The organism is Nonomuraea sp. CA-218870, assembly GCF_050936535.1.
GTDB classification, from domain to species: domain Bacteria; phylum Actinomycetota; class Actinomycetes; order Streptosporangiales; family Streptosporangiaceae; genus Nonomuraea; species Nonomuraea corallina.
The window spans coordinates 2,229,708-2,241,761 of the sequence record NZ_JBNJMN010000001.1; the positions used below are offsets into that span (position 1 = coordinate 2,229,708).

At 70.6% G+C, this 12,054-nt stretch carries 10 protein-coding genes; 5 read left to right on the plus strand and 5 right to left on the minus strand.

What is annotated here, in order from left to right; translation table 11 throughout:
- Positions 1 to 5: 5 nt before the first annotated feature.
- The 3 genes from ACQEUU_RS11055 to ACQEUU_RS11065 are packed head-to-tail and all read right to left on the minus strand — an operon-like array spanning position 6 to position 3,942.
- The gene (locus ACQEUU_RS11055; protein WP_270156104.1) at positions 6 to 977 is read right to left on the minus strand and encodes an ABC transporter substrate-binding protein; all 972 of its coding nucleotides are present in this window, start codon (positions 975 to 977) and stop codon (positions 6 to 8) included.
- On the minus strand, positions 974 to 2,890 hold the full coding sequence (locus tag ACQEUU_RS11060; protein WP_433063829.1) for an ABC transporter permease: 1,917 nt from the start codon (positions 2,888 to 2,890) through the stop codon (positions 974 to 976). The genes ACQEUU_RS11055 and ACQEUU_RS11060 overlap by 4 nt, the downstream gene beginning before the upstream one ends.
- Positions 2,887 to 3,942 (minus strand): quaternary amine ABC transporter ATP-binding protein, encoded by a 1,056-nt coding sequence (locus tag ACQEUU_RS11065; RefSeq protein ID WP_433063832.1) that lies wholly within the window; start codon positions 3,940 to 3,942, stop codon positions 2,887 to 2,889. Before ACQEUU_RS11065 ends, ACQEUU_RS11060 begins: the two co-directional genes overlap by 4 nt.
- Before the next feature lie 372 nt (positions 3,943 to 4,314).
- Between ACQEUU_RS11065 and ACQEUU_RS11070 the strand changes: the two genes are divergently transcribed.
- From ACQEUU_RS11070 to ACQEUU_RS11085, 4 genes are all read left to right on the plus strand, one after another.
- A complete protein-coding gene (locus ACQEUU_RS11070) occupies positions 4,315 to 7,299 on the plus strand; it encodes a nitrate- and nitrite sensing domain-containing protein (RefSeq protein WP_433063835.1) in 2,985 nt (994 codons plus the stop codon).
- Entirely contained in the window at positions 7,299 to 7,721 is a 423-nt protein-coding gene (locus ACQEUU_RS11075; protein WP_433063837.1) for a roadblock/LC7 domain-containing protein, read from the plus strand. The genes ACQEUU_RS11070 and ACQEUU_RS11075 overlap by 1 nt, the downstream gene beginning before the upstream one ends.
- Positions 7,722 to 7,787: 66 nt before the next feature.
- Positions 7,788 to 8,096: a DUF742 domain-containing protein gene (locus ACQEUU_RS11080; RefSeq protein WP_433071812.1), complete on the plus strand. Its 309-nt coding sequence runs from the start codon at positions 7,788 to 7,790 to the stop codon at positions 8,094 to 8,096.
- Positions 8,077 to 8,649 (plus strand): GTP-binding protein, encoded by a 573-nt coding sequence (locus tag ACQEUU_RS11085; protein ID WP_433063840.1) that lies wholly within the window; start codon positions 8,077 to 8,079, stop codon positions 8,647 to 8,649. The genes ACQEUU_RS11080 and ACQEUU_RS11085 overlap by 20 nt, the downstream gene beginning before the upstream one ends.
- Positions 8,650 to 8,708: 59 nt before the next feature.
- Here the strand turns inward: ACQEUU_RS11085 and ACQEUU_RS11090 are convergent, their stop codons facing one another.
- Both ACQEUU_RS11090 and ACQEUU_RS11095 read right to left on the minus strand, forming a co-directional pair.
- Positions 8,709 to 9,674, minus strand: a complete 966-nt coding sequence (locus tag ACQEUU_RS11090) for an SIS domain-containing protein (RefSeq protein ID WP_433063843.1) — start codon at positions 9,672 to 9,674, stop codon at positions 8,709 to 8,711.
- On the minus strand, positions 9,671 to 10,792 hold the full coding sequence (locus tag ACQEUU_RS11095) for a hypothetical protein (protein ID WP_433063845.1): 1,122 nt from the start codon (positions 10,790 to 10,792) through the stop codon (positions 9,671 to 9,673). Before ACQEUU_RS11095 ends, ACQEUU_RS11090 begins: the two co-directional genes overlap by 4 nt.
- 143 nt (positions 10,793 to 10,935) lie before the next feature.
- On the opposite strand from ACQEUU_RS11095, the gene ACQEUU_RS11100 reads away from it, so the two are divergent.
- Positions 10,936 to 12,054, plus strand: coding sequence for a polyamine ABC transporter substrate-binding protein (locus tag ACQEUU_RS11100; protein ID WP_433063847.1), 1,119 nt, complete (start codon positions 10,936 to 10,938; stop codon positions 12,052 to 12,054).

Sequence of the window (12,054 nt, forward strand, 5' to 3'; positions counted from 1 at the left end):
GGGGCTTACTGAGGGATCCAGGCCTGCCACTTGGCGGGGTTGGCCTCGATCCACTTCTTGGCGGCCTCCTCACCGGTCATGCCGCCGTTGGTCATGTCGTCGGACACCTGGTTCTGGTCGGCGTTGGTCCAGTTGAAGTTCTTGACCAGCTCGTACGCCTTGCCGCCGGTGTCGGCGAACTTCTTGCTGACGATCTTGTCGAGGTCCATCTCCGGGTAGTCGCAGGCGACCTTCTTGGGGTCGGCGTCGCAGCCCTCGGTGTACTCGGGCAGGTTCACGCGGACCAGCTCGGTCTGGCTGAACAGCCAGTGCGGGTCCCAGAAGTAGAACAGCAGCGCCTTCTTCTGCGCCTGCGCCTGCTGAGCGCTCTTGATCAGCGCCGCCTCGCTGCCACCGGTGACGATCTTGAAGTCCAGCTTGAGGTTCTTGATGAGCGCGGCCTCGTTGCTGACGTACGAGGGGTCACCGAAGAGCAGCTGGCCCTTGCCTCCCGACTCGGAGGTCTTGAACAGGTCGGCGTACTTGTTCAGGTTCTTCCAGTCGGTGATGTCCGGGTGCTCGTCGGCCATCCACTTGGGGATGTACCAGCCGATGACGCCCTTGTTGCCGGTCGAGCCCGCCTCGACGGCGACCTTCTTCTCCTCGATGTACTGCTTCTTGAGGTCCGGGTGGCCCCAGTTCTCGATGATGACGTCGACGTCGCCGGTCTCGAAGCCCTCCCAGGCGAGCTGCTCCTTGATCTCCGGCATCTCGACGGTGTAGCCGAGCTCGTTCTTCAGCAGGTACGCCACCACGTTGGCGCTGGCCTCGTAGCCCACCCACGGGTTGATCGCGATCTTCACGGTGCCGGCCGGGGACGAGGCGGCGGCCGACCCCTCGGGGGAGGCGGCGGTGGTGGCGCCGCCGTCGACCGTGGCTCCGCCGCACCCCGCGGCCAGGGCGAGCGTTAACAGGCCTGCGAACAGGCGAATCTTCATGTGACTTTCCTTTTCCGGGGAAGCGAACGCCTGTCGGCGCCCTGCGTGATGCGGTCCAGCATGACTCCGAGCAGGACCGTCGCGACACCGGCCACGAAGCCCATGCCGAAGTCGGGGCGCTGGGAGAATCCGAGTACGACGTCGTAGCCGAGGGCGCCGGCCCCGACCAGCCCGCCGACGACGACCATGGCGAGCGTCAGCACGATCCCCTGGTTGGCGGCGAGCAGGATGGCCCGGCGGGCCATCGGCAGCTGCACCTTCCACAGGATCTGGCCGGAGGTGGAGCCGGTGGACGCGGCGGCCTCGATCACGGAAGCGGGCACGTTCCTGAGGCCGTCCTCGACCAGCCGCACGACGGGCGGCACGGCGTAGATGATCGAGGCGAAGATGGCGGTGAACCGGGTGGTGCCGAACAGGGCCAGCGCCGGCAGCAGGTAGACGAACGCGGGCATGGTCTGCGCGGCGTCCAGCAGTGGGCGCTGCACGGCGGAGAAGCGCGCCGAGCGGGCGGCGGCGATGCCCAGCAGCACGCCGACGGCCAGGGTCGCGGCGACGGCGACGGCGACCGTGGTCAGCGTCCGCATCGAGTGCTCCCACGTGCCGAGCAGCGCGATCGCCAGCAGGCAGGCGAGCGCCGTCAGCGCCGGCCGCGCTCCGCTGACCCGCCAGGCGACGACGAGCACCGCGGCGGCGACCAGCCACCACGGCGCGGTGGTGAACAGCGTCTCCAGCGGGTTGAGCAGGTAGCTCGTCACGGTGTCCTTGACGAACGTGGTGACGGCGTACCAGTTCGTCTCGGCCCAGAGCACGGCCTCGTTGACCGGGCGGGTGACGTTGACCGTCAGGTTCTCCGGCCACTGGCGCGGCACGAACGCCGCGGCGGCCAGCCCGGCCAGCGCCAGCGCGCCGGCGGCGACCACGTTGCCCCGGCCGATCCGGCTGTGCGGGTCGCGCCTGGCCACCGAGACCATCATCCGGTCCAGCACCACGGCCATGATCACGATCGCGACGCCGGCCGGGAGCATGATGCCGACCTGCGCCCTGGACAGGCCGCGGATGATGTCGGAGCCCAGGCCGGGCGCGGAGATCAGGTTGGCGATGACCACCATGGACAGCGCCATCATGATGGTCTGGTTGACCGCCAGCGCCATCGTGGAGCGCGCCAACGGCAGATACACCTTGACCAGCGTCTGCGCCCGGGTGGCCCCCAGCGAGGCGGACGCCTCGACCGCGGTGGGGGAGACCTGCTCGATGGCCAGCGCCGTGATGCGGATCGCGGGCGGGATCGAGTAGATCATCGTCGCGATCACGCCGGCCGGGGCGCCGATGTGGAAGAACAGCGCGAGCGGCGCCAGGTAGGCGAACGTCGGCATGATCTGCATGACGTCCAGCACCGGCGTGACGGCCCCGCGCACCCGCGCCGACATCCCGGCCCAGATGCCCAGCGGGACGCCGATCACCAGAGAAAGCAGCACCGCCGCCGTGACCAGCGCGAGCGTCTCGACGCTCGACTCCCACAGCCCGAACACCCCGAACGAGCAGAACCCGGCCACCGCGAGCAGCGCGACCCGCCAGCCGCCCGCCAGCCAGGCGAGCCCGCCCATGACCCCGATCAGCCCCGGCCAGCCCATCGCCACCAGCACCGACTGCAAGGAGGTGTAGAGCGCGCCGACGAACAGGCGGATGTAGTTGAGGAAGTACAGGAAGAGCGGGTTGTCGTTGCGGTGGTCGTCGATCCACTCACGCAGCTCGGTGACCGCGGTGAACGGCGCCGCCTCGCTGTCGTGCGGCAGCGTGCCGGTGCCGCGGAAGGCGAGGTACGCGAGCGCGAACAGCGCCGCGATCCCCGCCGGGGCCACCCACCTCGGCAGGCGCAGCCTGGAGGAGGCGGAGGTGACCGTCGTGCTGCTCATGCGCCGGTCCGCGCGGTCGCCGGGACGTCCTGGCCGGACAGGAAGGCGAGCAGGTCCACCCGGTCGACCACGCCGGACAGCTCCTCGCCGTCCATCACCCGGATCGGCCTGGAGGAGGCCGAGGCGGCGCCGATGGCGTCCTTGATCACGGTGTTCGCGGGCAGCTCAGGACCGTCCAGCGGCTCGCCCTCCTCGGGCGGCCGGGCGATCCAGCGCAGCGTCAGCACGTGGCTCCTGGGCACGTCGCGTACGAAGTCGGCCACGTAGGCGTCGGCGGGAGCCCCCACCAGCTCTTCCGGGGTGCCCAGCTGGACGATCCCGCCGTCCCGCATGATCGCGATGCGCTCGCCCAGCTTGAGCGCCTCGGCCAGGTCGTGGGTGATGAACACCATCGTCTTGCCGACCTCGCGGTGCAGGCGGATGACCTCGGCCTGCATGTCGCGGCGGATCAGCGGGTCCAGCGCGCTGAACGGCTCGTCGAAGAGCATCACCAGAGGGTCCACGGCGAGCGCGCGGGCCAGGCCGACGCGCTGCTGCATGCCGCCGGAGAGCTGGTCGGGGTAGGAGTCGGCGTGGCCGTCGAGGCCGACCAGCGACAGGATCTCCCTGGCCCGCTCGTGCCTGGCGGCCCTGGCCGCGCCCTGCACCTCCAGCCCGTACGCGACGTTGTCGATCACCCTGCGGTGCGGCAGCAGGCCGAAGTGCTGGAAGACCATGCTCACGTGGTGCCGGCGCAGGTCGCGGAGCTGGGCGGGGGAGGCGGCGGTCACGTCGGTGCCGCCGATCGTCACGCGGCCCGCGGTGGGCTCGATGAGGCGGGTGAGGCACCGTACGAGGGTGGACTTGCCGCTTCCGGACAGGCCCATGACGACGAAGACCTCGCCGGGGCGGACCTCGAAGCCGACGTCCCTGACGGCGGCGGTACAGCCGGTCTTCTCCCTGAGCGCCGCGGGGTCCAGATGTCTGTCCTGGCTCGCCAGCACGCTCTCGGACTTGGGCCCGAAAATCTTCCAGAGCCCTTCGACCGCGATGGCCGCGCTGTCAGGGGACACCCGTACTCCTCGCCTTCTCGCCTAAGGGGCACAACATATGGGGTTGAGAAAGCAAAACTCAACGTCGTGACCGTTAGGAGATCTGCGTGCATCTGCGGTGTTACGTCCCTGGAACGTTCCAACCTCGCATTCATGGACATAATCGGGCGTAATGCAATATTTCTCTCCTTATGGGCTTCATAAGTGGAGCCCCAGGTTCTATGCTCATGCGTCACACTGCTTGACTTATGTCGCGTTATGGTCTGAGGGCTGGCCTGACGCGGGTGTGTGGCAATTACCCGGGCTTGCATAGATTTGCCATAGGTCATGAAGGTCCTGCATATACGCCGATGCAGGGCATTTACGCCGATACAGGGCGAGAGGTTGCGTTCGGTGAGTACAGAGTTAGCAGAGCGGCCGCCGGAGGAAGGCAGGTGGCGGCTGCGCAACTGGCGGGTCCGCGCCCGGCTGGTCGCCCTGATCTTGGTGCCGACAGCCGCGGCCGTCCTGCTGGGCGGGGTCCAGGTCGTGGCCTCGAACGGGGCGGCGGCCGACTACGCCCGCATCAACCAGCTCGCCCGGCTCAGCGAACAGGTCGGCGGCCTCACCCACGAGATCTCCGGGGAACGCGCCAGGCTCTCCTGGTACATCGCCCGGGGCCGGCCCCGGGCCCAGCTGCCCGACGTGCGCGCCCAGATCGGCAGGAGCGACGCCGCCATCCGCGAGCTGCGCGGAACCGCGAACGCGCTGCTCGGCGGGGTCACCGGCCGCACCGCCGACCAGATCGAGAACATGCTCAACCGGTTCGACGACCTGGGCGGGCTGCGCGACCAGGCCATCGAGGCCGACCTGCTGCCCACCGCGGCCGTCGAGCTCTACACCACCGTCATCAACGACCTGCTCTCCATCCACAACGAGCTGATCAGCGGCAGCCAGGACGACGAGCTGTTCCGGCAGACCCGCATGCTCGACGCTCTGGCGCGGGCCAAAGAGAGCGTCTCCCTCCAGCAGGCCCTGGTCACCACCGCCCTGGTGGAAGGCTCTTTCGGCCAGGAGCAGCTGAAGACCTTCCTCGGCGAGCTGTCCCGTGAGGAGAACCAGCGCGAGGCCTTCGCCGAGGAGGCCACGGCGGACGAACGCCGCTTCTTCGACGAGACGGTCAACGGCCGCTCCGCCGACGACATGCTGTTCCTGCGCGAGCTGGTGCTCATCCGGGCCACCGCCGGGCAGACGCTGCGCGGGCTCAACCTCGCCGACCGCGACGACGCCGGGCAGTGGTTCGAGGCGTCGGCCACGGTCATCGACGCCCTGCGCACGGTCGAGCAGCGCCAGGAAGCCGGCATCCTCGGCCGCAGCGAGTCGCTCAGCTCCGCCGAGCAGCAGCGCGCGTACGTGATCGCGGGCGCGGTCATCGCCCTGCTCGTCGCGGTCCTGGCGATCACCACCGGGGTGGCCCGCTCGCTCGTCCGGCCGCTGCGCCGGCTGCGCGCCGAAGCCCTGGAGATCGCCGGCAAGAGGCTGCCGGACTTCGTCCAGCACCTGCGGGAGTCGCGCGACGGCGCGGTCAGCGCCGAGGTGCCGCCCATCGGCATCTTCTCCCGCGACGAGGTCGGCGAGGTGGCCCGGGCCTTCGACGAGGTCCACCGGGAGGCCGTCCGGCTGGCCGGCGACGAGGCCAGGCTGCGCGCCAACGTCAACGCGATGTTCGTCAACCTCTCGCGCCGCAGCCAGACGCTGGTCGAGCGGCAGCTCACCCTCATCGAGCGCCTGGAGCGCGGCGAACGCGACGACGACCGGCTGGCCGACCTGTTCAAGCTCGACCACCTGGCCACCCGCATGCGCCGCAACTCCGAGAACCTGCTGGTCCTGGCCGGCCAGGAGGCCGCCCGCAAGTGGAGCCAGCCGGTCGAGCTCATGGACGTGGTCCGCGCCGCGCTGGGCGAGGTCGAGAGCTACGACCGCGTCGGCATCCAGGTCCAGTCGGACGCCGCCATCGCCGGGCAGGCCGTCAACGACGTCGTGCACCTGCTCGCCGAGCTGATCGAGAACGCCGTGTCGTTCTCCTCGCGCGACACCAAGGTCGTCATCTCCAGCAGTCGCATCGACGGCGGCGGGCTCATGGTCGCCGTCACCGACCAGGGCATCGGCATGAGCCCCGAGGAGCTCTCCGAGGCCAACTGGCGCCTGGCCAACCCGCCGGTCGTGGACGTGTCGGTGTCGCGCCGCATGGGCCTGTTCGTGGTCGGCCGGCTGGCGTTGCGGCACAGCATCAAGGTGCAGCTGCGCCGCCAGGACGTGGGCGGGCTCACCGCCATGGTCCTGCTGCCCGAGATGCTGCTCACCCCGGTCCCGGGCGCGGCGGCCACCGGGACGCCGTTCCCGCCGGCCGCTTCGGCCCAGGAGCCGCCGCCGTTCGCGCACGTCCCCATGCAGGCCAGCACCGCGCACCCGGGCATCGGCCATCCTTCCATGCCGGGCACGGCGCACCCGTCGATGGACTCGGCCGCAGAGTCGTCCTGGTTCAGCTCGTCGCACACCCACTCGGGTGACCACGTACGCGGCTTCGCCTCCGACGCCGGCCCGCGCGGTTTCCTCTCGGAAGGCGAGCCCGGCGCCGCGCCACGCGGGTTCCCGCAGGACGGCGGGTCCGGGCCCGGCTCCCGTGACTTCGCGCCGGACGGCGGGTTCAGGTCGGGGTCGCGTGACTTCGCCTCGGAGGGCGGGTTCGGGTCCGGGTCGCGTGACTTCGCTTCGGACGGCGGGTTCGCCGGCGGGGCGCGAGGGCTCGGGCCGGACGGCGGTCACGGCGGGGAGCTGCCGCGCCGCCTTCCCACCGACAACGGGATCGCGGCAGGCGGGCTACCGCGCCGCCTGCCTCCCGAGCAGAGCGGCCCGCCGGCTGGGCCGCCGTCCACCTCGGGTGAGTACGCGCCGCTCCACGCCTCGGCGGAGCCCGCTCCCGCGGCGTCGAGCTGGTTCACCAAGCCCGACTTCTCCGACGCGGCCGGCTCCCCGCCCGAGACGGACGCGGCCTGGTCGTCGGGGGACTCGTGGTCGGCGCAGGGCGACACCGCCGCCATCCCCAAGGTCGACCTGTCCACGCCGCCGCCCGCTCCGCCCCAGGCGGGCGCCTGGTCCTCGCCCGCCGACCAGGGCTGGAACGCCGCCGGAGCGGCCCGCGAACCGGCGCTCGGCGGGCTGACCAGCGCCGGGCTGCCCAAGCGCACGCCGAAGGCGAACCTGGTGCCTGGCGCCGCCGCTCCGGCCCCGCCACCGGCGCCCGCGCCTCCGGTGTCACCCGACCGGCTCCGCAACAGGCTCTCCAGTTACCAGCAGGGCGTGCGCAAGGGGCGCGCCGAGCTCGACGAGGAGGACTGATGAAGGATCTGAGCCAGGCCGCCAGGGACGTCAACTGGCTGGTGTCCAACTTCGTGGAAGAGGTGCCCGGCGCCGCGCACGCCGTGGTCGTTTCGGCCGACGGGTTGCCGATGGCCTTCTCCCGGGGCTTCCCGAAGGACCGGGCCGACCAGCTGGCGGCCATCGCCGCCGGGCTGGTCAGCCTGACCCAGGGCTCGGCGCGGGTCTTCGAGGGCGGCAACGTGGTGCAGACCCTGGTGGAGATGCAGCACGGTCTGCTCCTGGTGATGTCGATCAGCGACGGATCCTGCCTGGCGGTGCTGGCCGCCCCCGACTGTGACATGGGCCTGGTGGCCTACCAGATGACGATCCTGGTGGAACGTGCGGGACAGGTGCTCACGCCCGACGTGCGCGCGGAACTGTCGGCCGTGCGACCGTGGTGATGGGAGTAGACGTTGGCATCGTGGCATGGCGGCGAGCCGGAGCCGGAGCGCAGCTCACTGGTCAGGATGTACGCCGTCACCGGCGGCCGTACGCGCAGCGCGCTCGCGATGGAGGCGCTGGTGTCGTCGGCGACGTCCATCCAGCTCGGTCACACCTATACGCGTGAGTACCGGCAGATCAGCGAGCTGTGCCGGCAGGTGAGGTCGGTCGCGGAGGTCTCCGCGCTGCTGGCGATGCCGCTCGGCGTGGCGCGGGTGCTGGTCGCCGACATGGAGGCGGAAGGGCTGGTCAGGGTGTACCAGCCGCAGCTTGACGCAGGCAAGCCGGACAGGAGCCTGCTCGAAAGGGTGCTCAGTGGACTTCGCAGGCTCTAGCCCGGGGCTCACCTCGACGAAGATCGTCGTGGCGGGCGGGTTCGGCGTGGGCAAGACGACCTTCGTGGGGGCGGTGTCCGAGATCATGCCGCTCACCACGGAGGCGGTGATGACGGACGCGTCGGCCGGGGTGGACGACGTGTCGCTCACCCCGAACAAGACGACCACCACGGTGGCCATGGACTTCGGCCGGGTGTCGCTGGACCGTGACCTGATCCTCTATCTGTTCGGCACCCCTGGTCAGCACCGGTTCTGGTTCATGTGGGACGACCTGGTGAAGGGCGCGATCGGCGCGGTGGTGCTGGTCGACACGCGGCGGCTGGCCGACAGCTTCCCCGCGATCGACTACTTCGAGGAGGCCAAGCTGCCGTTCGTGGTCGGGCTCAACGGCTGGAACGGGCAGTTCCCGCACGTGGAGACGGAGGTGCGCGAGGCGCTCACCCTCGCGCCGCACATCCCGATCGTCCGCACGGACGCCCGCAGCCGCGACGCGGTCAAGGCGACGCTGATCACCCTCGTGGAGCACGCGCTGACCGCCCGCACCGTCCGCTGAGAGAGGGCGGGCCGGCCACCCACCGGGTCCGGGCCGGCCACCTTCCGGAGTCGACCGTCCTAGCCGGTCTGGGCCGACCACCAGGAGGCCGCCACCAGCTCCGCCACCAGGGTCTCCGTCAGCAGGCGGACGTCCGGGTCGTCGTCGTGCGCGTACCGCACCACGGCTGTGGCGTCCTTCACCTCGCCGCCCACGGCGACGACCGTGGAGCCGCGCTGACGTACCCAGTCCATCGCCTGCTCGTCGTAGCCGGAGCCGGGGAACAGCAGTGCCCGGTAGGACAGCGTCTTGGTCAGGTAGACGTCGACGTGCGCCCAGTCGCCCGTCTCGCAGGCGTCGGCCTGCCTGCGCGGGCCCTCGCGGACCATGAGCGCCGACTGCTCGGCCGAGGAGAGCCGCTCGGCGGGGGCGATCGCGTAGACGCCGTGCGGCCCGTCCAGCAGTTCCAGCACCTGCGGCAGCCAGTCGTCGCGCCGCTCCAGCAGGTCGGCCGTGGCCTCGGCGGCGCGCCGCACCAGGGTGGCCACGTCCGCGCGCGCCCCCGTCAGGCGCGCCTCCAGGGCGAGCAGCAGGGCGAGCGTGTGCTGGAACGTCCGGCACGCGACGCCGCCGCGCTCCTCGCCCGCGCGCATCGGGATCACCGCTCGCGCGGCCCGCGCGAGCGGGGAGCCGGGCGCGTCGGTGAGGGCCATCAGGTACGAGGGCCCGTCCGCGTACCGCGCCACCGCGTCCAGCGTCTCCCGGCTGCCGCCGGTCGCCGAGATCGGCACGACCAGCGTACGGGGGTCGGGCGGGAACGTCGCGGCGGCCGAGGCGTACTCGGCCCAGGCGTCCACCCCGGCGGCGCGCAGGCGCAGCGCGGCGACCCCCGCGGCGTACCGGGAGCTGCCCATGCCGAGGAACAGCACCCGGCCGATGTCCTCGGGGAGCTCGGCGAACGGGTCCGCGGCGTCGAGCGCCCCGGCCAGTTCGGCGAGTGCGGCGGGCTTGGCCTCCAGGTCGGCCAGGAAGAGTTCGGGGTTCACGCTTTCTCCATCCAGGTGCGCAGCACGCCCATCGGGGCGTACCGCCAGCGGGGCAGGTGGCGGGCCGCGTAGATGAGCTCGCGGCACTCCTGCTCCACTTCGAAGGGCCGGATCAGGGACTTGTCCAGCAGGTCGGGACGGCCGTTCTCGGCCAGGCGGGCCTCGTAGGCGCCGAGCATGCCGGCCTTGGCCTCGGCGGCCCAGCTCGCGGCCCGCTCCGGGGCGGTGCCGCGGCGCCTGACCGCCACCTGGGCGACGTGCTCGATGCTGGTGGTGAGCTGGGCGACGTCGCGGGCGGCCGGCTGGTACGGGTCGGCCTCGGTCACGGTGGGGTTGCCGTCGAAGTCGATGACCGCGTAGCCGTCGCGCCAGCGCAGGATCTGGCCGACGTGCAGGTCGCCGTGGATGCGGATCACCGGGGCGTCGGTGGGGGGCGGCGTCAGCTCCGCCCGCAGGCGGCCGGCCACGGTCCGCAGCCAGGCGCCGTCGGGGCCGTCGGTCAGCGCCAGGGCCTCGTCGAGCGCGTCCTCGGCGCGCCGGGCGTGGTCATGGACGCGGGCGGCCCCGCTCCGGCCGGTCGGCTCCGCGGGCAGGGTGGCGAGCGTGAGGTGGAGGTCGGCCGCCAGGGTGCCCAGCGCCGGGGCGAAGGCGGTGTCGGCCGACTCGGCGGCGTCCACGCACCAGGTCCAGCCGTCGGTGGCGTCCGGGAGGTAGCCGGTGACGAGGGCCAGCACCTGGGAGCCGGCCAGCAGGGCGGCGTACGGCGGGGCGGTGTGCGGGAAGCCGGTGCGGGCCAGGTGGGCCAGGACGTCCAGCGCCGGATGGGGGAGCGGGACCGGCGGTGTGAGCCATTTCACGACGATCTGTTCGGCCACGACGACCGAATAGTTCGTCTGATCCACATGAGGGGCGAAATCCCGCTCGGTGGGCACCCCGATGTGACAGCCGGCCGGTTCGTACGAGAGGCTGGGCAGCGGCAGGAAGCGCCGGACCTCGAAGGGCGCCGGCACCTCGTCTTCCCACATGCCCAGCAGGGCCGCCGTGAGGCCGCGGTCCCGTTCGGTGAGCGGCTTCTCACTCAGAGACAGCAGCCGCTCCCAAATTGAATCCGAGTTCAACACTTAGATCAAACTTCCAGGTAGCAATGTACGCCAAAGTCTTGCTCATGTTGATTTATGCTGCAACACTCTCGGTCTGGTCTGCCGTGCCCGGTTGGTCGCGCGACCCCCCGTACAACGCACATTCCTAAGGAGTAGCGGCCGTGATCCGAACCCGGTTCACCCGTCGTCTTCCGGCTGCCGCACTGGCGGCCGGCCTCGCGCTCGCCGTCGCGGCGTGCGGCGGTGGATCGACCGACAGCGCAGGGACGGCGAAGCAGGCAGCAGCCCAGCTCGACCCGCAAGCGGACCTGACCAAGCAGCAGCTCACGGTGACCGTCTGGGACGGCTACACCCCCAAAGAGCTGCAGGACATGGTCAAGCGGGATCTGAAGATCTCCAAGCTGGACGTCACCCTGCACGACACCAACGAGGTCGCGATGACCAAGCTGACCGCCGGCGGCGACAGCGGCATCGACGTGGCCTTCGTCTCGGGGCAGTACGCCCAGGCGCTGAACGAGCAGGGTCTGCTGGAGCCGATCCACGCGGAGCTCATCCCCAACCTGGCCAACCTGTACCCCGAGGCCACGCAGCTCGCCTACGACAAGGGCAACAAGTTCTCCGTCCCCTACACCTGGGGCACCACCGGCATCTGCTACCGCAGTGACCTGGTGAAGAAGGAGCCCACGAGCTGGAACGACATCCTCAAGCCGCCGGCCTGGGCCGAGAAGAAGGTCACCATGATGACCACCGAGCGCTGGCTGGCCCTGCCCGCGCTCAAGGCGCTCGGCTACTCGGTCAACACCGACAAGGACGACGAGATCGCCAAGGTCAAGGAGTTGCTCGTCGAGGCCAAGCCGCGCCTGCTGGCCTACGACGACCTGACCTTCGGCGACCGGCTGATCAAGGGCGAGGCCGTCATGGTCGAGGCGTGGGACGGCTGGTGCCCGACCACCGACGAGAAGCAGAACATCAAGTTCGTCGTTCCGAAGGAGGGCAGCGACCTCTGGGTGGACACCATGGTGATCATGAAGACCTCCAAGAACAAGGAGGCCGCGCACGCCTTCATCAACTACATCCTCAGCCCCGACGTGCACCGCTGGGCGGCCGAGAACATCAACTACATGGTGCCGAACAAGGCCGCCATGGACAAGGTGAAGATCGTCCCCGGCTCGCTGCTCGGCACCAAGCCGGCCGAGCTGCTCAACGGTGAGTCGATCATCGACATCGGCCAGGCGAGCATGAAGTACACCCGTCTCGCGGCTGAGATCAAGGCCGAATAA